Source organism: Streptomyces sp. NBC_00443 (genome assembly GCF_036014175.1).
Taxonomy (GTDB): domain Bacteria; phylum Actinomycetota; class Actinomycetes; order Streptomycetales; family Streptomycetaceae; genus Streptomyces.
The window spans coordinates 9,402,283-9,423,425 of sequence record NZ_CP107917.1 but is presented as its reverse complement, the minus strand read 5'-3'; the positions used below and the strand labels follow the sequence as shown (position 1 = coordinate 9,423,425).

General features: G+C 69.0%; 19 protein-coding genes and 4 pseudogenes. 13 read left to right on the top strand and 10 right to left on the bottom strand.

Features of this window, described 5'->3' with window-relative positions; all coding sequences use genetic code 11:
- Positions 1–184 precede the first annotated feature (184 nt).
- The 7 genes and pseudogenes from OHO27_RS42865 (at position 185) to OHO27_RS42835 (ending at position 6,597) form a co-directional block, all read left to right on the top strand.
- Positions 185–1,027: a hypothetical protein gene (locus OHO27_RS42865; protein ID WP_328430279.1), complete on the top strand. Its 843-nt coding sequence runs from the start codon at positions 185–187 to the stop codon at positions 1,025–1,027.
- 33 nt (positions 1,028–1,060) lie between these two features.
- Positions 1,061–1,300, top strand: a complete 240-nt coding sequence (locus OHO27_RS42860; protein ID WP_328430278.1) for a hypothetical protein — start codon at positions 1,061–1,063, stop codon at positions 1,298–1,300.
- A 140-nt stretch (positions 1,301–1,440) separates the two neighbouring features.
- Positions 1,441–1,649: pseudogene (locus tag OHO27_RS42855) on the top strand (lysophospholipid acyltransferase family protein); the annotation flags it as partial.
- Positions 1,650–1,776: 127 nt separating this feature from the next.
- Positions 1,777–2,058 (top strand): hypothetical protein, encoded by a 282-nt coding sequence (locus OHO27_RS42850; protein ID WP_328430277.1) that lies wholly within the window; start codon positions 1,777–1,779, stop codon positions 2,056–2,058.
- Between the two features lie 670 nt (positions 2,059–2,728).
- Positions 2,729–4,844: pseudogene (locus OHO27_RS42845) on the top strand (SpoIIE family protein phosphatase).
- A gap of 562 nt (positions 4,845–5,406) precedes the next feature.
- Positions 5,407–5,979: a YceI family protein gene (locus OHO27_RS42840; RefSeq protein WP_328430276.1), complete on the top strand. Its 573-nt coding sequence runs from the start codon at positions 5,407–5,409 to the stop codon at positions 5,977–5,979.
- Positions 5,980–6,060: 81 nt separating this feature from the next.
- Positions 6,061–6,597, top strand: coding sequence for a phosphate-starvation-inducible PsiE family protein (locus OHO27_RS42835; protein WP_328430275.1), 537 nt, complete (start codon positions 6,061–6,063; stop codon positions 6,595–6,597).
- A 1,168-nt stretch (positions 6,598–7,765) separates the two neighbouring features.
- Here the strand turns inward: OHO27_RS42835 and OHO27_RS42830 are convergent.
- Entirely contained in the window at positions 7,766–8,536 is a 771-nt protein-coding gene (locus OHO27_RS42830) for a transposase (RefSeq protein ID WP_328430274.1), read from the bottom strand.
- Between the two features lie 307 nt (positions 8,537–8,843).
- On the opposite strand from OHO27_RS42830, the gene OHO27_RS42820 reads away from it, so the two are divergent.
- Both OHO27_RS42820 and OHO27_RS42815 read left to right on the top strand, forming a co-directional pair.
- Positions 8,844–9,005, top strand: a complete 162-nt coding sequence (locus OHO27_RS42820) for a hydrophobic protein (RefSeq protein WP_328430273.1) — start codon at positions 8,844–8,846, stop codon at positions 9,003–9,005.
- Positions 9,006–9,267: 262 nt separating this feature from the next.
- Positions 9,268–9,618 carry a PRC-barrel domain-containing protein gene (locus tag OHO27_RS42815; protein ID WP_328430272.1) on the top strand — a complete coding sequence of 117 codons (351 nt, stop codon included), beginning with the start codon at positions 9,268–9,270 and terminating at the stop codon, positions 9,616–9,618.
- A 509-nt stretch (positions 9,619–10,127) separates the two neighbouring features.
- On the opposite strand, the gene OHO27_RS42810 is transcribed toward OHO27_RS42815, so the two are convergent.
- Positions 10,128–10,427, bottom strand: coding sequence for an SUKH-4 family immunity protein (locus tag OHO27_RS42810; protein ID WP_328430271.1), 300 nt, complete (start codon positions 10,425–10,427; stop codon positions 10,128–10,130).
- A gap of 842 nt (positions 10,428–11,269) precedes the next feature.
- On the opposite strand from OHO27_RS42810, the gene OHO27_RS42805 reads away from it, so the two are divergent.
- The 3 genes from OHO27_RS42805 (at position 11,270) to OHO27_RS42795 (ending at position 13,208) form a co-directional block, all read left to right on the top strand.
- Positions 11,270–11,743: a hypothetical protein gene (locus OHO27_RS42805; RefSeq protein WP_328430270.1), complete on the top strand. Its 474-nt coding sequence runs from the start codon at positions 11,270–11,272 to the stop codon at positions 11,741–11,743.
- Positions 11,744–11,778: 35 nt separating this feature from the next.
- Complete coding sequence (locus OHO27_RS42800) at positions 11,779–12,909, top strand: hypothetical protein (protein ID WP_328430269.1); 1,131 nt, start codon at positions 11,779–11,781, stop codon at positions 12,907–12,909.
- A gap of 65 nt (positions 12,910–12,974) precedes the next feature.
- Positions 12,975–13,208 carry a hypothetical protein gene (locus OHO27_RS42795; RefSeq protein ID WP_328430268.1) on the top strand — a complete coding sequence of 78 codons (234 nt, stop codon included), beginning with the start codon at positions 12,975–12,977 and terminating at the stop codon, positions 13,206–13,208.
- 234 nt (positions 13,209–13,442) lie between these two features.
- Here OHO27_RS42795 and OHO27_RS42790 read toward each other — a convergent pair whose 3' ends face one another.
- From OHO27_RS42790 to OHO27_RS42765, 6 genes and pseudogenes are all read right to left on the bottom strand, one after another.
- Positions 13,443–13,556 carry a hypothetical protein gene (locus OHO27_RS42790; RefSeq protein ID WP_443059742.1) on the bottom strand — a complete coding sequence of 38 codons (114 nt, stop codon included), beginning with the start codon at positions 13,554–13,556 and terminating at the stop codon, positions 13,443–13,445.
- A gap of 356 nt (positions 13,557–13,912) precedes the next feature.
- Positions 13,913–14,227: pseudogene (locus tag OHO27_RS42785) on the bottom strand (hypothetical protein); the annotation flags it as partial.
- Positions 14,209–16,590: a phosphoketolase family protein gene (locus OHO27_RS42780; RefSeq protein ID WP_328430267.1), complete on the bottom strand. Its 2,382-nt coding sequence runs from the start codon at positions 16,588–16,590 to the stop codon at positions 14,209–14,211. The pseudogene OHO27_RS42785 and the gene OHO27_RS42780, both read right to left, overlap by 19 nt.
- A 103-nt stretch (positions 16,591–16,693) precedes the next feature.
- Positions 16,694–17,212 (bottom strand): universal stress protein, encoded by a 519-nt coding sequence (locus OHO27_RS42775; RefSeq protein WP_328430266.1) that lies wholly within the window; start codon positions 17,210–17,212, stop codon positions 16,694–16,696.
- Positions 17,209–17,334 carry a hypothetical protein gene (locus OHO27_RS42770; RefSeq protein ID WP_328430265.1) on the bottom strand — a complete coding sequence of 42 codons (126 nt, stop codon included), beginning with the start codon at positions 17,332–17,334 and terminating at the stop codon, positions 17,209–17,211. Before OHO27_RS42770 ends, OHO27_RS42775 begins: the two co-directional genes overlap by 4 nt.
- Before the next feature lie 5 nt (positions 17,335–17,339).
- On the bottom strand, positions 17,340–18,269 hold the full coding sequence (locus tag OHO27_RS42765; RefSeq protein WP_328430264.1) for an ADP-ribosylglycohydrolase family protein: 930 nt from the start codon (positions 18,267–18,269) through the stop codon (positions 17,340–17,342).
- A gap of 308 nt (positions 18,270–18,577) precedes the next feature.
- Between OHO27_RS42765 and OHO27_RS42760 the strand changes: the two are divergent.
- Positions 18,578–18,957, top strand: a pseudogene (locus OHO27_RS42760) (hypothetical protein); the annotation flags it as partial.
- A gap of 156 nt (positions 18,958–19,113) precedes the next feature.
- Here OHO27_RS42760 and OHO27_RS42755 read toward each other — a convergent pair.
- A complete protein-coding gene (locus OHO27_RS42755; RefSeq protein WP_328430263.1) occupies positions 19,114–20,487 on the bottom strand; it encodes an MFS transporter in 1,374 nt (457 codons plus the stop codon).
- 100 nt (positions 20,488–20,587) lie between these two features.
- Positions 20,588–21,058 (bottom strand): RpiB/LacA/LacB family sugar-phosphate isomerase, encoded by a 471-nt coding sequence (locus tag OHO27_RS42750; RefSeq protein WP_328430262.1) that lies wholly within the window; start codon positions 21,056–21,058, stop codon positions 20,588–20,590.
- Positions 21,059–21,143: the final 85 nt, after the last annotated feature.

The window sequence follows — 21,143 nt, the reverse complement described above, 5'->3', positions numbered from 1 at the left end:
GCCGCGCCCTCGCGCAGGGTCCCGTCGAAGTCCCTCCCGGGGCCGCATCGGTTGCGCAGGGCCTGGTCGGGGGACGCCGGGCGTCAAGCCGCCTGTCGCGCTCGACCGCCACGTAGGGGGGCGTTACAACGGGACCTCGGGCGAAAAGCTGTCGCGCCTGCCCACCCCCGACCGGATTGAGACCGTGACAGATTTCCTGCCTGCCGCTGCGGCGCACGCGGTGCGGATCGTGCTGGTCGCCGACCCCGGAGTGGCGGCGGAGATTGCCCAGGAACTGGCCGACAAGCTGGCGCGGCTGCTGAGGCGGCGGGTCCGCGCGGACGTCGACTGGCGAGTGACGGCGCGCACGGCACCCCTGGTCGCGGACGAGCAACTGGACGTCTCCTCCGCGGTCGACGTCGTACGCCCCTCCCTCCCCGAGGGAGACTGGGAGGCCGCAGTCTTCCTCACCGATCTGCCTCGACGAGCCGGCCTGCGCCCGGTCAGCATTGAGTTGAGCTCGGCGGACCGCATCGCGCTGGTGTCCCTGCCCGCGCTCGGCTCCTGGCGGATGCGACAGCGCGCTAGGCACGTCGTCGCGGATGTCGTCGGCATGCTCACCCGGGAACGTGCCGATCTCGCTCCGTCCCCGGAGAAAGCCGGCCGGCTCGAAGCTTCGGGGGCCGGCGAGGATGGCCGTGAACGCTTCATCGTGCCCGGCCTGCGCGGCCATCTGAGTCTGGTCACCGGCATGGTGCGGGCCAACCGGCCCTGGCGGCTCTTCGCCACCCTCTCCCGGGCACTGGCAGGTGTCTTCGCCACCGCCGCCTTCGGCCTGGTCAATACCTCGGCCTGGATCATCTCCTCGGGCATGGACGCGGGACGCCTGATCGGGGCCTTTGTTGCGTCCTTCCTCGCCCTCACGGCATGGATCATCATCGATCACGAGCTCTGGGAACGCCCTCACGATTCACTCTCCCGCTCCTTCTCCCGTCTCTACAACACAGTCACCTGCGTGACGATCACCTTCGGTGTGCTCTCCCTGTAACTGGTCCTGTTCCTCGTCCTCTTCGGCGTCACCATGCTCATCCTGAACCCGTCGGTGTTGGGCACGGTTGTCGGGCAGGACGCAACGGTCCACGACTACGCCGTGCTCGCCTGGTTCGTCAGCTCCATGGGCATGGTCGGGGGTGCGTTCGGATCCGGACTCGAAGACGACGGCACCGTCCGCAACGCGGCATACGGCGAGCGTCAGCGCCAGCGGTGGCAGAAGCTGCAAGAGGAGAAGGAAGTGTGGGAAGAGCCGGAGGGCGAGACGTAGAGCGCCCCTGAGTGAATTACCCGACCACGCCACTGAGTCTCGCCCCCGCCGCATCACGGTGCAGGCCAGGCAGGCCAGAGGGCGGGGCGTAGGTGAGGGCCGCGTGGGCCAACCGCACCTGATTCGGCAGTGGGAGCCCCGTGTTCTATTACGCGCTCAAGCACGTCCTTCTGGGCCGCTGCTGCGGCTGCCTGTTCCGGCCGCGGGTCGAGGGGCTCGACCATTTTCCGGCAGAGGGCGCGGCGATCGTCGCCGGGAATCACCTGTCGTTCGCGGGGCCCCTCCTCATGCCCGCGGTAAACGGCGCATCGCGTTCCTGGCTAAGGCGGATTACTTCACGGCGCCGGGATGAACCTCCACTACCCCTGTTGGCCGCAACAGGGGTGGGGGCCACGCAGATGAGCCCGCCAGCCGATCACAGCCATTCGGCGCGAGGCTGCAGGCGGTTCGCCCCCGGGGCGCCATACGGTAGCGCCATGAGCGACATGGTCGTGGTCTACGAGCTCGACAAGCCGGTGACCGCACGGTCCTCCCCGGTTGCACCAGGTGATGAACCACGGCCCGTCCGCAGGGTGCACCCCGCGCCCACCGCCCCGGGAGAGCCGGCCGCCACGGGACCGCGAACCCTGTGCGGCAAGGACACCTTCGCCATGGAAACGGCCCGTGGGAAGCCCGCCGAGCACCCCGGGGCGCCCTGGTACCCCGCGAAGTACGCGTCCGTGGTCTGCCCCGACTGCGATGCCGTGATCGAGACCTGACCCGCCTACCGTGGGGCCCTTCGTGGCCTCCTTGTGACACGAAGAAGGTAACGGGCGTTTCTGCCTGCGTCCGACGCGGATGCGGGCAGGGGAAACCCTGCGCATCCACGGGGCCGAGACGATCCGGTCCGCATCGTACTGCGCGCCCAGTCTGCGGGTGTTACAACGAACGGTCCGGCCCTGCCGTACGGTCCATGCGGCCTGGCCGCGGCGTGAGGGAAGCGGGAGGTACGGGCAGAAACGACCACAGCGCGGGATATCCAGCCGGGCGCAGGTGCCGCAGCGCCGCCTGGACCACGCGACCGAGGAAGAGGGATCTATGGCGTATGGACGCCCGAGGGACGGCCGACCATGGCTACCAGATCAGCCCGGCACCCTATACCTGACGCGACAGCGGCACAGGCCGCATACGAAGAGGGTCGCCCCCGAACAGCCCGTCGCCGAAAACGCACGCCGAGTCGTTCCTGGCGGACAGCGAGCGGGTGCTCGACGACTGTCTACACGGTGACATCGACCCTTCTGCCCGAGCAGAACGGTGAGAAGGGGGTGTGTTGCCTGGGGGTCCGGGGGGACCATAGAAACTGAAGCGCCTGCAGACCCGGACAGGCCCCGCTCCAGTCAGGCCGACGCTGCGCCCACGTAGCGCCGGCCGACGGAAGGAATGCCTGCGATGAGCGAAGCCGACCGGCCTCCCGCCGACCCCGGCTGGGCGGACATCGGCCGGCCAGACAGCGGGCCGTCGCAGCCAAGCGGCCTGATGGACCTCCTTGGTGTCGCGGCCGTGCTGATTGACGCCGACGGACGGGTCGTCCTGTGGAGTCCGCAGGCCGAGGAGCTGTACGGCTACAGCGCCCAGGAGGCGCTCGGGCAGTACGCAGCGCGGCTGCTGGTGCACGAAGAGCACTGGGACTGGGTGATCAAGAAGTTCGCCGAAGTCATGGAGACCGGCCAGAGCTGGGGCGGCACGTTCCCCATCCGATGCAAGGACGGCAGCACCCGGCTGGTGGAGCTGCGCAACACGCGGCTGCTGGACGACCGCGGCGACTTCTACGCCCTCGGACTCGGCGCCGACTCGCCCATGCTGCGCGAGGTGGAGCGGGACGTCGCCCTGTCCACCCGGCTGATCTTCCAGTCCCCCATCGGGATCGCGATCCTCGACACCGACCTCCGGTACGTGGCCGTCAACCCCGCCTTGGAGCGCATGCACGGCATACCTGCGGCACAGCACCTCGGCCACCAGTACCGCGAGATCATGAAGGCCACGAAGTTCGAGGTGCCCGAGGCCGCGATGCGGCAGGTCCTCACGACCGGGATACCCCTGGTCGACCAGTCCACCATCGTCGGCCGCACCCCGGCGGACCCGGGACACCAGCACGCCTGGTCGATCTCGTTGTACCGGCTGGATGACCCCCAAGGACGCGTTCTCGGGGTGGCCGACATCGTGGTGGAGGTCACCGAGCGGTACCGGGCGGCCATGGAAGCCACCGAGACGCGGCGCCGCCTGGCCCTGATCGCCGACGGCTCCGCCCGCATCGGCACCACGTTGGAGATCGACCAGACCGCCCGGGAATTGGCCGAGGTCACCGTTCCCGACTTCGCCGACCTGGTTGCCGTCGACGTGCTCGACTCCGTGGTCGACCAGCACCGCCCCGCCACCAAAGACGGCCCGGCGCTCTTCCGTGCTCTCGCGTTGAAGGCCGCCTACCCCACCGACGCCCTCCACGCCACCGATCCGCCCGGCCACATCACCGCCTACGACGCCGACCGCTTCGCCACCCGGTGTGTGCGCACCGGGCGGCCCGTCCTGATCCGCCACGCCGACGGAAACGACCTGACGCGCATCGCCCGCGACGAGTACGCCGCCACGCTGCTGGCCCGCGCCGGAGTGCACTCCTACATGGCGGTTCCGCTCATCGCACGCGGCGCCGTCCTCGGTTTCCTGGGGCTGAGCCGCGCCCGCGATCCGCGGCCTTTCGACGAGGACGACCTCGCCATCGCGACCGAACTGGCCTTCCGCGCCGCGGTGTGCATCGACAACGCCCGCACGCATCAGAGCGTGCGCAACGCCGCCGAGACCCTGCAGCGCAGCCTGCTCCCCGAGCACCCGCCCCACCTGCCCGGCCTGCAGGTCGCCTCCCGCTACCTGCCCGCACAGGCCGCCTATGAGATCGGCGGCGACTGGTACGACGTCCTCCCGCTCGGCAGGGACAAGACCGCCCTCGTCGTGGGCGACGTCATGGGCAGCGGCATCGATGCCGCTGCCACCATGGGCCGCCTGCGCACCGCCACCACCGCCTTCGCCCGCCTGGACCTCGACCCCGCCCAGGTCCTTGAGCACCTCGACGCGATCACCTCCGAGCTGGAGCATTACATCGCCACCTGCATCTACGCCGCCTACGACCCTCACCGCGGCGAGTGCCGCATCGCCAACGCCGGCCACCTGCCCCCTGTCCTCATCCGCCACGGCAGGCACCCCCAATTGCTTGAGCTGCCCACCGGCACTCCTCGGCGTCGGCGGTATCCCCTTCGAAACCACCACCGTGCGCTTCGCCGCCGACGACCGGCTGGTCCTGTACACCGACGGACTCGTCGAGACCCGCCACCAGCCCATCGACGAACGCCTCGATGTCCTCCTGCGCCTCCTCGACGCGCCCGACTCCCTGTTGGAAGAGACCTGCGACCGGCTCCTTCATGACCTCCGGCACCCCGACAACCACGACGACGTGGCCCTGCTGATCGCCCGCGCAGGGCGCAGCACGCCAGATCAAGCACACCGCCACCGCTAGCCACCCGGGTGGGGGCACCGTCTCCGGCAGTGCCCCGTTCTCGTGGTCCCGCGCCGTTTGAGTGGCAAAGCGGACGCTCGCCTGGCTGGGACGGTGCTTGTTTGCAGCAGGGGCGGCAAGACCAACGAAATCACCGTCATCCGGCCGATGCTGCCCCTACTCGACCTGACCGACGTTGCGGTCACCTTCGACGCCCTGCACTCGCAAGCCGCCTCACGCCCGCTTCCTGGTGGAGATCGCCGTTGCCACCTCACTGCTCCTGCCGGTCATCCCTGCCGCTGTCGCCGGGGTTACGTTGACCCCGCATCCGCCGTTGGCACCCTCGGGCTCTACCTGCGGACGCCGGGGATGCGGCGGGAAGGCAGCCTGCGCCTGACCGAGCAGGGAACCGTGCTGGCCAGGACGTTTGGATGCCGGGGCTCGGCGTCTCACTCATCGCCGTGGGCGTGAACGAACACCGGTGACGCATCACGAGCACCTCGGCCCCACTAGTGCCGTACGCGCTCCGTGACCCGCCATCGGACCTACCCTGGTTGAAGGGGTAATTCCGTCAGGGGCGCACATGGCTAAGACCACATGGTTTTTCGAGCCCGGTCATACCGCGGCGGAGTTCCGCGCCAGGCACATGATGGTCACCTACGTGCGCGGGCACCTCAAGAACGTGCACGGCTTCCTGGAGGTCGATCCGGACGAGCCGGAGAAGGCCCACGTGGAGGCGGCAGTCGACGCGACCCAGGTGTACACCGGTCAGCCCCAGCGCGACGCCCACCTCCGCAGTGCCGACTTCTTCGACGTCGAGCACCACCCGTCGTGGACGTTCGTCGGTTCGCGCATTCATCAGGTGAGCGGAACCGAGTTCGAGGTCACCGGAGATCTCACGGTACGTGGCGTGACACGCCCCGTAACCTTCGACGTCACCTACTTGGGGCAGTGGGATACCCCTTGGTGGGAGGAGGGGCGGGACCTCGGGCCCAGGCGACGCGCCGGTTTCGCCGCCACGACGCGGATCAATCGACATGACTTCGGGGTGAGTTGGAACGACGCGGTCGACCGCCGCGGAGTGGTCGTCAGCCCCATGGTAGAAGTCGTGGTCGACGTAGAGGCCGTCCTCGAGGCCGGTGAAACGGCCGCCTGAGCTCGACCAGCCACCCATTGGAGGGATCCGCTTCCACCCGTTCGGCAGCACGCCGCGCCTGCGGGCCGGCGCGCCCCTAGCATGCACACTGTGCGACCCACTCTCCCGAAGATCGAGGGCGGCCGGGTACAGGGCCTCCTGCAGCTCATCGAGGACGGCATCCACCTCGTCGTCGCGGCGCTCCTCGTACTGCTCGCGGGGCTCCTGACCGTCGAGGTCGTCCACGACGTCATCCGGTCGATCCAGGGGCCGTACCGCGAGGAGACGGTCGTTCTCTCCGCCCTGGACAACGGCCTTGTGCTGTTCATCGTGGCCGAGCTGCTCCACACCGTCCGCCTCACCATCAGGAACCAGACCCTCGACGCGGAGCCGTTCCTCGTCGTCGGCCTAATTGCCGGCATCCGCAAGGTGCTCATCGTGACGGCCGAGGCGGAGAAGTCCTTCCGGTGGAACGTCGAGGGGATCGAACTGCTCATCCTGGCGGGGCTGATCCTTGTGATGGCGGCAGCGGTGTACGTGTGGCGGCGCTCGACGCGGCCGGGAGACTACTTCCCGCTTCCGGAGGCACGGCGCTCCCCCTCGCCGCAGCCGTCACCCACCCCGGTGCGCGGGTCCTGATCCGTCACCTTCCACAGCCACGGCCGCCCTCACCCCATTGCTCCTCGCAAGCGGAGCCGCCGTCCCGTTCCAGGGGCGTGCGGCTTACTGCTGCCGCGAGGTCCTGCAGGGCCCGCTTCTGCAGTTCCGTCCCGCGCCAAAGCACCGGGCTCCGGTCCCGGACGGCGGCGCCCTCCCACGCGCGGAGCCCCTCCTCCACGCGCCCCCAGTCCGTATTCCTGTGCTCGCGCACGTCGACTGCGCCTGCGCGGTGTCCGCCTCCAGGGCCTGGGCGAACCGCCCGGCCTCGGGGCCAAACGGCTGTCGGCCCGCAGGACGTGGCTCTCCATGAGCATCGCCGCCCGGCCGAACCCGTTGAGCGCCTCCTCCGCCTCGCGCGCGACGTCAGAACCCTGGGGCGGACCGGTTCCTGCCTTGCCTGGTCGTAGCTCCTGCCAGGCTGCACGTGCCTCCCTGCTCGCCAGCAGGGCCCTGCGCAGGTCCGGCGATGCTCCCCGGCTGGGGTGGGCGTAAGTGCGGAGCACTGCGGCCGCGTGGGCCGTGCGCAGCGCGAGCAGTGGCTCCAGCCGCGTCTCCTCGACGTGAGTGCCCAGGTCGCCCGACCTCCCCGAAGGTCCGCAGCCACCTGACGGGTGTGGGCCTAGCCGGAACGCCCTGCCGGGGCGCCTCCTGACGGCGCCGCGCTTGGCGGACGCGCGCCCCCGGGCCGCGACCGTCCACTCACAAACCGGCACCCTCGCGTGCAGGGCAATCGATGACCACACCCCCAGCGCCGCCTGGTCGGCCAGCGGCAACGGCTCGACGTCGTCCTGATCCAGGATTGCCGAAGGAGGTCGCCTAGCGATTGCAGAAGGGTGACGGACCTATCCACCGCGATAACACCCGTCCCGTCATCGCCATGATCAATTCGTCGGAGCCAATCGCGCGGCTGTCGCTGCCCATGCTGAGCCTGGTGCGCGTCGCCTGCGCGCTGAGGGAGCGGCCCTGGTTCAGCGGGCGTGGTCTAGTCCGAAGGGCCGCCGTGTGCAGCCGAAACTTCCGGTACGCCTGCTAATCGTTGAGCGGGATGCCGCACATGCGTCCGGGAGCCGTGTGTGCCGGTAAAGGTTCACCTAAGCGTTGTCCCGTAAATGATCTTTGATGTGCTGGGTGACCTGCCGTTTCTCCGTCACCCGGCGAGGGTGATGTTGTGCAGGCGGGCGATGCCGAGCATGGCGTGGTGGACGCCGTCGCCCTTGAGGCGGCAGTCACGGAGGATCTTCCAGGTCTTCATGCGGGCGAAGGCGTGCTCGACGCGGGCGCGGACTTTGCGGTGGGAGGTGTTGTGTTCCTCTTTCCAGTCAGGGAGTTCGGCCTGGCCGGGTTCGCGGCGGTGCGGGATGACAAGGCCGGTGCCGCGGTAGCCGCCGTCCGCGATGACCATTGTCTTGCCGACAGCGTCCTTCGCGCCGGACAGTTCCCACGCCTTGCAGTCGTTGCGGTTGCCGGGCAACGGGCGGCCGACGGCGACGACGAGCCTGGTGTCGGCGTCGCTGACGACCTGGTGGTTGGTCGAGTAGCGGTAGTTCTTCGACTGCTCGGCGACCTGGTGATCGCGGGTGGGGACCAGGGTGCCGTCCACGATCAGCACGGCGTCCTTGCGGAACCGCTTGCGTTGCTGGAGGGCGAGCGCGGGTCCGAGGTGGTCGATGATGCGGTCGGCGGCCGACTTCGACACCCCGAACAGCGGCGCCAGTTGGCGCAGCGTGAGGTTGGTCCGCCAGTAGGCGGCGACCAGCAGCACACGGTCCTCCAGTTGCAGGCTCCACGGCCGGCCCTTGCGCACCGGGTCGGCGCCCTCGCGCCGCAACGCGGTGATCAGCTTCCCGAACTGACGCGGGCTCAGCCCGGTGAACGGGGCTATCCAGGACGGCTCCGACGCCGTGATCACACCAGACACGACAAGATCATCTCACCCGTGACCAGCAGTTACGGGACAGGTCTTAGCCAGTGCCGTGACCGAAAGCTTTCACCGAGGTGGGTTTAGACCGCCGTGCGCAGTCGTACGACACGGTCGCCGCCGATTACGTCGAACGCGTCCCGCCTCCAGCCGCGATGGACCCGCTGTCACGCGCGATGCTGGCGGGGTTCACCGTACCTGCTCGCCCGGCACGGATTTTGCGCTCGTCCTGTCGGGTGGAGACATTCCGCTCACGTTTCCGGACGAAGCAGTTTCGGAGCACATGCATTTCTGGAGGTTGATAACCATGGCGCCCTTGCTGCTCGTTCTTCTGCTTGCTCTGGTGCTTTTCGGTGCGGGCTTTTCACTTGAGGCCCAGTGGTGGATCGCGGTCGTCGTTCTCCTCCTGAGGGTGCTGGGTTTTATGGTCCGTACTGCGACCGGCAGCGGGTCACGCGCCCGCTGGTAGCACTGGTAGAGGTCGTCTGAGTGTCAGAGGTGGGACCGGACAGCTCCGAGCCCTCCCCATTTCTATGCGCCGAAGCGCTCTTGGAACGTGAGCGCGCCCTTCTCTGCGTAGGGGGATTGGCGGCCAGCGTGTCTTCGCGATGTACGCGCCGGGTGATGAGTACGGTCGGCAGGGGTGGGCACCCGACGCATGAGCAATTCAAGGAATCCGGGCCGCGATGATCTATTTCGGCCGTGAACTCGTTGAAGATGGAGATAAATTCGTGAGTGCGGAAATGTGGGGCTACCAGCCGACGGCTGGGTACACGGCGGGCAGCAGCCTGATCGGCTACAAGGTCGAAGCGACTGACGGGAGCATCGGCAAGGTCGACAAGCACTCCGACGACGTCGGCTCCTCCCACCTCGTGGTCGACACGGGGGTCTGGATCTTCGGCAAGCACGTCCTCATCCCGGCCGGCCTCGTCAGCGGCATCGACACGGCCGCCGAGACGATCTACGTCGACCGGACCAAGGAGCAGATCAAGAACGCTCCCGAGTTCGACAAGGACAAGCACGCCGAGGATGTGGGCTATCACGAGCAGCTCGGGGGTTACTACGGCAGCCACCGGGCCTGAGACCTGAGTGGGTGCGGGCGTGAGGACGGCGCCCGCACCCTGGCCGGCCGACAACCAGGGGGTCGCCCAGCGTCTGCAGCTTGCCGAGCCAGAGCCTCGGCGGCGTCGTGGCCCCCGGCCTGCTCGCGCATCCGTGCCAGTTCGACCGACGCGCTGGTGTCGCCGACGTCTGCGGCGGCGTGCTGAAAGAAGGCCTCGGCACGCTGCAGATCCCCTGCGTTTGCCTGCATTCGTGCCAGGACGATCAGCAGGCGCGTATTCCCAGCATCGGCCGCCCTCCTGGCCTGGGCATCGGAGTGACTGTGCTGGCCAGCCCTCTCCTAAAAGCGGCGGTTGTGCCAGGGCTGGCGGCCGCACGGGACGGCACGGGCGAGGTGGCGTGCCTGGAGTGCGGGGCTCGGCCTCGGGACTGGTGGGCTCGCATGTTGTGGTGTCGCGTATCCGCGGGCCGCTCCACACGCCGGACACGGTGAGTGTTTTGCCTCGGGCATCGTGGCGGCTGTGAACGACTACCAGAGCCAGCGGTCGAGGAACTCGGCCCAGATGAACCCGTCGCAGCCGTCGAAGGCAGGGGCATCGATCTTCTTGAGTTCGTCAGCGAGCAGGCTCAGTTCGGCCAGGGCTTCGTCCTCGCGGTCATCCGGATCGCTGAGGATTTCGGACTCGTCGACGTGCAGGCCGTAGTGGTGCAGGGTTCGCAGCCACAGGTCGATGGAGGAGTTGGCGAACCATGCCTCGCCCTGAGGAAGGACGTAGTAGACCGTCCCTGTGCCGGGTTCGACGTTGAACGACCATTGCAGGCCGGGCACGGAGTTGCCATGGTGATTCCGGGTGAGGCGGTAGAGCGACCCGCCGACTGACGTCTGGAGTGCTGGGTCCGCCTCCACCTGGAATGATGCATATTAGGCTCCCTCCGGGACTGGCTGCGGATGCGGACCCTATCCGCTGACCGGCGAGTGGCGCGACCGTGGAAGGCATGCCCCCTCAGTGATCGCCCGGGGCGTATCGGCTCCAGGGCCCGTCAGCCTCGGTGACCAGCGGGGTGCGGTCTTGTCGTCGTAACCGAGTGCCTTCGCGATGACGGGGGCTGGGACTTGAAGGACGAGCTGGCGGATGGCCGAAGCCCTGCCGCACTGCGGAGGCAAAGCCCGACCAGGACCCTGCCGAATGACTGTCACCTGCTACCGGCGCCGACGCGCGCTGCCGGTACCTCGCTGAGTGGGTCGGCACCAAGCTCCGCTGGAGTCGGCCATGGATGACGGCGAGTTACCCGCCCTGGAGGGCGTGGCCGCGGCCTGCCCGGAGCAGACGGTGACGCAGGAACACGCCTCCTGAGTCGAACGTCCGTCTCCGCCGTGGTTCCCCGCGAGAGCGAGCCGGACATGACGGCGACGCATGGGCGGCCACAGCCGCGAAGGCCTCAATGAGCCGCTCGCCTGCCGCCGTGTTGATGCCCAGGCCCGCAAGTTCTCGTGGCGGCGAGCCTGCCGCCTTGACATCTGGTCCACCAGCGGAAGCAGGATCCGGCCCAGGTGCGGGCCGTGGCAGGTGTGCCCGGCTCCCTCCCACCCATTAGTTGTCCTGTACATTTTCAGGTGAGCCGTCGTCGTGCTCCACGGGGAAAGCGCCTGCGGACGGCCGGGGAGGAACCATGAGCGAGCCGGTCGATCCGAGGTTGGCGTACGCGGTGGCAGCGGAGCCCTCTCCGGGTCCCTCACCCGGGCCCACCCAGACTCCGTCGCCCTCCGACCCGGGGTCGGACGGCGGGGGTCCGAGTCCGGAACCGTCGCCCTCGCCGAACCCCAGCCCCACGCCGCCGGCGCCGTGGGGTACCGATCCGGACCTCGGCGTCACCTCCTCGTTCCTGCGTAAACGGGCCGACGACTGCGAGACGGCCTCGGAGATCATCCGCAAGACACGGGGCGTGGCCGAGGACGCGAACAGCGACCTTGCCCGCGCGGCTGGCGGGTGGCAATTCACCAGCAGTCTCGACGAGCTCCAGAGCCGTTGGGAGGCGCTGAACAATGTCGTCGTGCAGAGGCTCGACCAGGCAGCGGCCAACTTCCGCCTCAGTGCGGACGCCTACGACACCAACGAGACGCTCACCGCCTCGCAGTTCTCCTGAGGACCACCGACCGCACCGCAACACGGGGACAGGACATGCCCGGCTTCTTCGCACTGCTGCAACTTGACGTCGCTGGACTGGAGACGTTCGCCGACGAGTGGGTGACGGTTCACCGGAAACTGAAGGAGGCGCGGACGGGGTTCCACGACGACGTGGTGAAACCGCTTCACGAGGACCACTGGCGAGGCAAGGGCGGCCGTGCCGCGCAGGAGTACTGCGACCGCGTCCAGATGGACATCGACGCGCTGGACAAAGAGGTCAGGGCGCTGCGGAACTTCCTGGACACGGAAGCCGACGGCGCCACCGGCCGCGGCGGTGTGAAGGGCCTCGCGGGCCTGAAGCTGCGTGCCGAGAACCTCCAGCGGGAGGCGCTGACCGAAGGGATGGACATCACGGACTCCGGCACGGTCGAGTGGGAGGTCATGTACGACCCGAACGACCCGGAGGCTCCGAAGATGCTCGACGAGCGCAGGAAGACCGCAGACTCGCTGGAGACGCGAGTGCGCAGGTTGCTCGATGACGCCGCCGAGGACGACGAGTGGCTGGCGAAGAGCCTCAAGGTGATCTTCGGTACGGTCGGCAACTTCGAGTCCGAGAACCGCAAATTCGGCATCGCGGAGCCCACCGCCAAGGACCGGCAGGTCTACAACCAGCTGAACAACGTCGCTGCCTACTTCGCCGTCATGAAGGGCTGGCCGACGGCCGCCGGCCTGGTCCAGCACTACCTCGACGGCAGCGGAAAGCCCGTCGAAGTCGAGCCGCAGCAGATGATGAACGACATTCCCGCCTTCCGGAAGGACGTCGACGGAACGCTCGAGGAAGACGTCCGCAAACGCGGGGACGGGCCGTTCACCACCGAGTGGTCCTCCACCGCCCCCAATCCATCAGATGGCGACCGCAGCATGGAGTGGTACTACGCGCTCAACCACTTCCAGTACCGCCTCGTCGGGGAGAAGGAGGGCGACGAGGTCAAGTACCACGTCGAGGTCCAGAAGCGGTACGACTGGGGCACCCCCAGCGAGCACCGCGCCACAGTGTCCGGCGGCGGGCCGGGGCCGATGGGCATGGATCTGGAGCAGGCCGACATCGCCCATCTCCACACCTCCGGCATGGCCCAGGACTTCGACGTGTCCGGCTCGTCCGACGAGATGACGGCCCGCTCGTGAGGGGCCGGCACACGCCCGGCGGGCAGCCCCGGCCGAAGCCGGACAGCACTTCCCGTCCGGCGCACTTGGACGAGATCCGGAACGGGAACGACGCAAACGGGCGTGGCACCCACAAGGACGGCGCGGGTCGCGGAGCCCTTCTGAAGAAGCTGGCCCTATGGATCGGCCTCGCCGTCTGCATCGCCTTCATCGCCTGGGTGGCCTGGGGATTCCTCCAGTTCGACCACGACATCGAAAACCCCCGCGAAGGCGGCTTCTCCGGCTGGCAATGCGACGCCGACCACGACTGCGGCTCCTGAGGAAAGGCCTCCCTCGGCCCGGCCTGCTGCGCGCTTCATCAGGGCCGGCCGAAGGCCTGCGACACCTTCGTGCCTACAGGCCGGAGCCCCGCCAGGTTTTCGCGTCCGCGGCCATGCCGTGCACGGGGCGAGCCGCGGCCACCACCGGCCGCCTCAAGAGCACGGTCGCGCACCACGTGAGCGCCCTGGTGGATGCCCAACTGCTGAACGTCGTCCGGACCCGCCGGGTGCGGGTCATCGACGAGCGGTACTACGGCCGCACGGCGCGCATCTTCCGCGCCGGCACGATATCGCCACCGGGCAGTCCGCGTGATGCAGCAGGGTGCGGCCCACCAGGCCGAGTTGCAGGCAGAGGTGGCCTTGCCTGCGACGCGCCCCGATGATGATGAGCTCGGCCGCCCCCGAGCCAGGCCGCGCGTACGGCGGCGTGGGCCAGCGCGCGTGCCGCCGAGTGTGGTTTCGCGAACCGGGGTCCTTCCGCCGTCGGCGGCTGGCAGCAGCTCGACCGGCAGAAACTGTTCCCAGGCGTACGACGGCGACGGGCCGGGCCCGGGCGTCCGGGGGACTCGTCCACGCTCTTGCCGGGTGCCGGACAGCGGCACCGTGTGGGGCCGGCCTTCAGGTGCCGGGTGACGAAGGCCTCGGTCGCGGAAGCGGCCGGTGGACTCGACGACGATGTCGGCGCCGTAGTCGGACCAGTGGAGTTCCCCCGGGTCGCGTTCGGCGCCGACGGCGATGCTGCGCCCGTCGACGGTGATCGAGCTGTCGTCGTCGATGAGCTCTCTTCGGATGCGCCCGAACGTCGAGTCGTACTCCAGCAGATGGGCCGACGTGGCAGGGTGAGGTGATGTCGTTGAATGCGACCACCTCGACGTCCTGGGTGCCGGCCTCCGCGCGGTGCAGTGCCGCGCGGAGGTAGGTGCGGGCCGATGCGGCCGAAGCCGTTGATGACCGACCCGTACGGTCCTGGTGGGCGAACTCCGCCCGAGAGCGGGCAAATTCAGGCGTTCCAGGTCCACTCGGCGACTTCGGGCAGGTCGGTGCCGTGTTCGCGGATCCAGGCGTGGTGGCGGGTGCGGGCGTCGGCCATCGACTGGCGTACGGCGGCGGCACGGACGGCGAGGCCGGGGACGCGGTCGATGACGTCCATGACCAGGCGGTAGCGGTCCAGGTCATTGCGGACGACCATGTCGAACGGCGTGGTCGTGGTACCGGACTCCTTGTAGCCACGTACGTGCAGGTTCGGGTGGCCGGAGCGGCGGTAGGCGAGGCGGTGGATCAGCCACGGGTAGCCGTGGTAGGCGAAGATCACCGGCTTGTCGGTGGTGAACAAGCCATCGTACTCGAACTCGGTCATGCCGTGCGGGTGCTCCTCGCGCGGCAGCAGCCGGGTCATGTCGACGACATTGACCACGCGCACGGCGAGTTGGGGCAGGTGACGCCGGAGCAGTTGGGTGGCGGCCAGGACCTCCTGGGTGGGCACGTCGCCGGCGCAGGCGAGGACGACGTCCGGTTCGGCGCCGTGCTCCGTGCCGGCCCAGTCCCAGATGCCGGCGCCGCGGGCGCAGTGTGCGCGGGCGGCGTCCATGGACAGCCAGTCGAAGCAGGGCTGCTTGCCGGCCACGATCACGTTGACATAGTCACGGCTGCGCAGGGCGTGGTCGGCCACGGACAGGAGGGTGTTGGCGTCCGGCGGCAGATAGACCCGTACGACCTCGGGGCTCTTGTTGAGGACGTGGTCGACGAACCCGGGATCCTGGTGGGAGAAGCCGTTGTGGTCCTGGCGCCAGACATGCGAGGTCAGCAGGTAGTTGAGAGAGGCGATGGGGGCGCGCCACGGCAGCTCCCTCGAGGTCTTCAGCCACTTGATGTGCTGGTTGACCATCGAGTCGACGATGTGCACGAAGGCCTCGTAGCAGGAGAACAGTCCGTGCCGGCCGGTGAGGAGGTAGCCCTCCAGCCAGCCCTGGCAGACGTGTTCGGAGAGGATCTCCATCACCCGGCCGTGCCGGTCCAGGTGCTCGTCGACCGGAAGGGTCTGCGCCTGCCAGGCCTTGCCGCTGGCGTCGAAGACGGCCTGGAGCCGGTTGGAGGCGGTCTCGTCCGGGCCGACTACGCGGAAGTCGCGTCGGCGCGCGGTGTCCTTCATCACCTGCTCGAGGAGGTCGCCGAGGACCCGGGTCGGTTCGTGGAGGGTCGTTCCGGGCTTGTCGACGGGCACGGCGAAGGAGTCCAGCGGCCGGATGGGCAGGTCTCCTAGGAGGAGCCCACCGTTGGCATACGCGGTGGCGCCCAGGCGCCTGGAACCGTCGGGAACGCAGGCGAGGACGTCGGCGACGGGTCGGCCGTCCGGGTGGAACAGTTCCTCGGGCCGGTACGAGCGCAGCCATGCCTCCAGCTGCCGTAGATGCTCCGGGTTTTCCCGTACGCCGGCGAGCGGGACCTGGTGGGCACGCCAGGTTCCCTCCACCGGCAGGCCGTCGACCTCGGCAGGGCCGGTCCAGCCCTTCGGCGTGCGCAGCACGATCATCGGCCAGTGCACGCGCTCGGCGACGCCGTCCTCGCGGGCCGAACGTTGCATCAGGGTGATGCAGTTCAGCGCTTCGTCGAAGGCTTGAGCCATCGCCTGGTGGACGGCGGCGGGGTCGCCGCCTGTGACGTGGAGCGGCTCGTGGCCGTATCCCCGAAGCAGCTGGTCGAGTTCGGCGTCGGGGAGGCGGGACAGCACGGTCGGGTTGGCGATCTTGTAGCCGTTGAGGTGCAGGATGGGCAGGACCGCGCCGTCGTGGACCGGGTCGAGGAACTTGTTCGAGTGCCAGGAAGCGGCCAGTGGTCCGGTTTCCGCCTCACCGTCGCCGATGACGCAGGCGACGAGCAGGTTCGGGTTGTCGAAGGCGGCGCCGTAGGCGTGGGCGAGCGAGTAGCCGAGCTCGCCGCCCTCGTGGATGGACCCTGGCACCTCCGGCGCCACATGGCTCGGCACACCCCCCGGGAAGGAGAACTGCCGGAACAGCAGCTCCATCCCCTGCCCGTCGCGCGACACGTCCGGGTAGGTCTCGCTGTAGCTGCCGTCCAGCCAGGAGCCGGCGAGGACGGACGGACCGCCGTGCCCGGGGCCCCACACGCACAGCGCGTCGAGCCCGCGCGCCTTGATGACCCGGTTGAGGTGGGTGTACACGAGGTTGAGCCCGGGCGAGGTGCCCCAGTGGCCCAGCAGCCGGGGCTTGATGTGCTCCGGCTTCAGGGGCTCGGTCAGCAGCGGGTTCGACATCAGGTAGATCTGTCCCGCGGCAAGGTAGTTGGCGGCGCGCCAGTGGGCTTCGAGCGTACGCAGTTCGTCGTCGGGCAGTGCGTTGGTGTTCTGGTGTTCCACCTTCGACATTGGGAAGCTCCGGAAGTCGTCGATTCAGGTCGCAGGGCCGTGCAACTGGAAGGGTCGGCCGCAGGACGGCGACCCTGTCGAGCAGGGCGTCTTGCCCGCATGCTCACCCCGGCTCGGGCACGATGGCGACCGGGCATGCCGAGTGGTACAGCACTCCGTACGCCACCCGGCCCAACTGAAGCCCGAAGTGCCGGTGGCGCCGCTCGGCGCCCACCACCAAGAGGCCGCCACCGCGCGAGGCGTCCGCGACGTTCCAGGTGGTGCCCTCGACCGCAGGGCCGGTGAGTTCAACATCGGCGGGGACACGGCACGGCGCCCTTTCCAGTACCTCCACCGCTTCCAGTACCTCCACCGCCTGCTGCTCATGCATGCGGGCAGCCTCTCCGGCGAGCACAGGGTGGTCGGTGGTTCCGTGCGAGGGGCACCACCAGGCCCGTACCGCGTCCAGGAACGCGCCCCGCCGCCGCGCCTCGGCCGCGGCGAAACGCACCGCCGGCGTCGCCGGCCCCTCGCCGACGCCGACCACGATGCGGCTGAGCGTTCCTGGCCGGACCTGGTTGTCGTCGCTGCCGCGTACGACGACCGTCGGGCCATGCGCGTGCGCGGCGGCGGTCAGGCTCACCGATCCAGCAGCGCCTCGGTGATGCCGCTACGACCGCAGGTGCCCGTCGCCAGAAGGAAGCGGCGGCTCTCCCGCACAAGGGCGCATTCGACCTCCTCGGGCAGCGTGAGGGGGGAGACCAATCGGTTCAGCCTCCGAGGCGGTGTGCGAGGTGGAGCAGATCTGCCAGGCGCAGCACGCGTCCGTCGAATCCTGGGAGGGGGACATGAAGCGGCTGGGTCCAGTGGGCGGGGATTGCATTCAGCCCGTAGTGCGCCCCCGCGAGGCCTCCGGTCACCGCGGCGACGGTGTCTGTGTCACCGCCGAGGTCGATGGCCGCGCGTATCGCTTCTTCGAAGCTGGTGGTGGTGCGCAGGGCCCACACGGCGGAGCCCAGGCAGGGCCAGACGGCGCCGTTGAACTCGGTCGCCTGATCGGGGTGCCAGTCGGGCGCGAGGACGGTGGCGTAGCGGCCGCGGTGGTCGGGATGGACAAGAGCCAGGATGTCCGGGAGCGCCGTGAGAGGGTCGGTGTCCTCGAACGTGACGCGGATGAGTTCGTGGAAGATCGCGGTGCCCTCCCATGCCGCGCGGTCGCCGTGGGTGAGGGCAGCGATGCGGCGGGCCGCGTCCATGGTGGCTTCCGGGCCGGCGGACGCGAAGTGGACCGCGGAGGTCGATGCCCGCATCAAGGAGCCGTTTCCCGCTGCTCGTTGGTTGACCTGGAAGTGGATCGCGGCGGCGAGGTCCCAGGGCATGCCGTTGGTCAGGACGTCTTCGGTCTGCAGGCCGATGTCCTTCGGCTCTGATGCTGCCCACCGCTGGAAGCGGGCGAAGATGTCCGGCAGATCCAGTCCGCCCCGCTCCAGCAGCGACTCCGCGACCAGGACGGCCATCTGCGTGTCGTCAGTGGCCTCGCCGGGGTCCCAGCCACCGCCTCCGCACGTCTCGCCACCGGCACCAGGCGCGGGAAACCGCGCGGAGAACGCCCCCCGGGGAGCGAACTCGAAGGGGTCGCCCAGGGCGTCACCCACCGCTGAGCCGACGACCGCACCGGCGGCCCGCTGAATCCGCTTCATTCGCGCACGCTATCCGCGCCGCGCCGACGGCCGAGCGGCGCTATTCCTTCTCGGCTTCCCGAACCATCGGCGGCGAACGCGCCTCGTCCTGTGGAGGTGCCTGCGGGGGCGCAAGCAGGGGGCTCACGGATCCGAGCGGCTCAGCCCCGACTGCTCGACGGCCGCAGCGGTACGAGGGAGGCGAACCGTCGAGCCCGCAGTGAGGTTCAGGCGGGTGTCCACGTCGAGGTTAGCGTCCCCGTACGGACGATCCGCCTGGTGCGCCTTGGTCGACGAGGCACAGGAGCAGGGGGCATACCTGCCGCCCTGTCAGGTTCATGTGCGAGGGGCGTGAAGAGGCGGAACGCGCGGTGCTGGTGCCCGCGGCCACGCCGGCGCTCTGGGAACACCGGGCCCCCAACGTGTACCCGAAGGGTGACGCTGGGGACGAGAAGCAGGCTGCGACGCAGGAGCCGGAACTGGCCCACCCAACGGAGTTCGGCGCGTTCACACTCTTTCGTCGTCGCGTAGGAGGGCGCACGGCAGTTGCTCGCACAGGCGTGGTGGTCGCCGAGCTCCTGGGCCCCGACGAGGCGGGTACTGGCTCCAGGAGCAGGCCCGCAATATCCGCCAAGGGGTCATGGATCCGAGGCAGAAGGCGGTATTCGAGGAGTTCCTTGCCCGGCAGGCATCACTGGATGAGCAGTGACGCGCCGACTCATGCCTCGTGGCTTCGTAATTGATGTTCGGACTCTGGTCCACTTTGGCAGCCCATAGGGTGCGCGAGACGTCTCGAGGCCACATGCGGCGGCGTGCCACAGCCCGGGGAGGTCGTGGCACGCCGTTCGTACCGCCGAATCGCGGATCAGGGTCGCTGCCGGGAGGCATCATGGCGGGATGCCTGCTGCGACGGGATACCGTCCAGCTTCACCGTCGCCTCAGCGGCGGCAGCAGCGGCCGCCCGCTGAGCCGGACCCCATGTCTCACGCGTGGCGAACACACCCATGAGCCCGATGAGGGCAACGGACACATAGAAGCCAGCCGGGCCCCACCAGTCGAAGGAATCGGCCAGCAGCACGGCGACGAAAGGGGCGAACCCGGCCACGGACGCGGCCGTCTGATAGCCGAGCGAGGCACCCGAGGTGCGAGTTCCGGTGCGGAACAGCTCGGCGAACCACGCCGCCTGAGTACCCGTCAACGCCGCGTGGATGACACCGATGGCGATGAGGAACACCAGAACGATCAACACCGGCGCGCCGGTGTTGGCCATCACGTACATCGGAATGCCGAAGGCCGCGGCCAGCAAGCAGCCCACCAGGTAGACGGGCCGGCGTCCCACGCGGTCGGTCAGGGCGCCGGACAGGACCGTGGTGCCCACGGCCACGAGACTCGCGACGACCACGCCGGCCAGCGCGACGCTGCGGTCGTCCGCGTCGCGGTCCGTGATGTACGACAGCAGATACGTGGCCGTCAGGTAGTAGGCACACGACTCGACGACGCGCAGAGCGATGATGCGCAGGATGTTGCGCCAGTCGTCGCGCAGGACGGACACGAGCGGATTGCGCACGGTGCCGCCCTCGGCCTTGGCCGCCTCGAACTCCGGCGATTCGCTCAGCTTCATCCGTACGACGAGACCGACGATGATCAGCAGGGAGCTGGCGAGGAACGGCAGCCGCCAGGCCCAGTCGCCGTCGAGTGACGCGGAGAGCAGGAACGCGATGTTGGCAAACGCGATACCGAGCGGGTTGCCGGCCTGCGGTATCGCCGCGTAGAGACCGCGGCGCCTGCGGGGAGCGTGCTCGTACGTCATCATCACCGCGCCACCCCACTCGGCGCCGAACGCCAGGCCCTGGACGCACCGGATGGCGACCAGCAGAACGGGGGCGATGACACCCACCTGCTGATACGTGGGCAGCAGGCCGATCAGGACCGTGGCGAAGCCCATGACCAGCAGCGCACCGACGAGTACAGGCTTGCGGCCGTGCCGGTCGCCGAGGTACCCGCCGAGCGCGCCGCCGACGGGGCGCATCAGGAAACCCACGCCGAGGGTCACGAAGGCGAGCAGGGTGCCGACGACGGGATCGGACTCGGGGAAGAAGGCATCGCCGAAGTAGAGGGCGGAGGCGGTGCCGTAGGCGACGAAGTCGTAGTTCTCCACACAGGTGCCTGCCGCGGAGGCGAGTGCGGTCTTGATACGTCCTGGTCGGGCGCTGTCGGTGGGGGTGTTGGGCGCGCTCATGCCGGGTCTCCTTCGATCGCGGTATGCGCGGGGGACGGTTGGCCATCGGCCTGTGGGGGGTGGGGAGTTGTGGGGACTGGGGTGGGGGGGCGGACACCCCCTAGAGACGGTCGGCGAGCTCTCGTGCCGACCTGAGTTCCAGTTCGTGGAGCTTGGCGACACGGCGCACGGTGTCGTCGTCGTTGTCGAATGTCGCGGCGAGGAACGCCTCCAGGACCTCGGTCGCCGTCGCCGGGCCGACAAGCCAGGCGCCCATGGCGATGGCGTTGGCGTCGTCGTGCTCGACGGCCTGGTGGGCCGAGTACACGTCGTGGCCCAGTCCGCACCGGATCCCGGCGATCTTGTTGGCGGCCATCAGGGCGCCCGCGCCGGTGCCGCACACCAGAACGGCCCGGTCGGCCTCGCCTTGGCGTACCGCGTCGCAGGTGGCGAAGGTGATATCCGGGAAGTCGACGGGTGTCTCGCTGTCGCTTCCCCGGTCGAGCACTTCGTGGCCGAGGCCGAGCAGCACCTGGCGCACGTGTTCCTTGAGCGCCAGGCCCGCATGGTCGTTCCCGAGTGCGATGCGCATGGTCGGTCCTTTCCGGTGAGGGGTGCGCGGGCCGTTCAGGACCTCGCGCGGTTCTTGATCGGTGTCGTCGTGCGGGCAGGGGACA

What these genes read in the sequence shown, in the direction of transcription:
- OHO27_RS42820 (WP_328430273.1), top strand. Translation starts at nt 8,844, where the DNA reads ATGGCGCCCTTGCTGCTCGTTCTTCTGCTTGCTCTGGTGCTTTTCGGT.
- OHO27_RS42750 (WP_328430262.1), bottom strand. Translation starts at nt 21,058, where the DNA reads ATGCGCATCGCACTCGGGAACGACCATGCGGGCCTGGCGCTCAAGGAA.
- OHO27_RS42805 (WP_328430270.1), top strand. Translation starts at nt 11,270, where the DNA reads ATGAGCGAGCCGGTCGATCCGAGGTTGGCGTACGCGGTGGCAGCGGAG.
- OHO27_RS42765 (WP_328430264.1), bottom strand. Translation starts at nt 18,269, where the DNA reads ATGAAGCGGATTCAGCGGGCCGCCGGTGCGGTCGTCGGCTCAGCGGTG.
- OHO27_RS42835 (WP_328430275.1), top strand. Translation starts at nt 6,061, where the DNA reads ATGCACACTGTGCGACCCACTCTCCCGAAGATCGAGGGCGGCCGGGTA.
- OHO27_RS42860 (WP_328430278.1), top strand. Translation starts at nt 1,061, where the DNA reads ATGCTCATCCTGAACCCGTCGGTGTTGGGCACGGTTGTCGGGCAGGAC.
- OHO27_RS42780 (WP_328430267.1), bottom strand. Translation starts at nt 16,590, where the DNA reads ATGTCGAAGGTGGAACACCAGAACACCAACGCACTGCCCGACGACGAA.
- OHO27_RS42800 (WP_328430269.1), top strand. Translation starts at nt 11,779, where the DNA reads ATGCCCGGCTTCTTCGCACTGCTGCAACTTGACGTCGCTGGACTGGAG.
- OHO27_RS42755 (WP_328430263.1), bottom strand. Translation starts at nt 20,487, where the DNA reads ATGAGCGCGCCCAACACCCCCACCGACAGCGCCCGACCAGGACGTATC.
- OHO27_RS42840 (WP_328430276.1), top strand. Translation starts at nt 5,407, where the DNA reads ATGGCTAAGACCACATGGTTTTTCGAGCCCGGTCATACCGCGGCGGAG.
- OHO27_RS42850 (WP_328430277.1), top strand. Translation starts at nt 1,777, where the DNA reads ATGAGCGACATGGTCGTGGTCTACGAGCTCGACAAGCCGGTGACCGCA.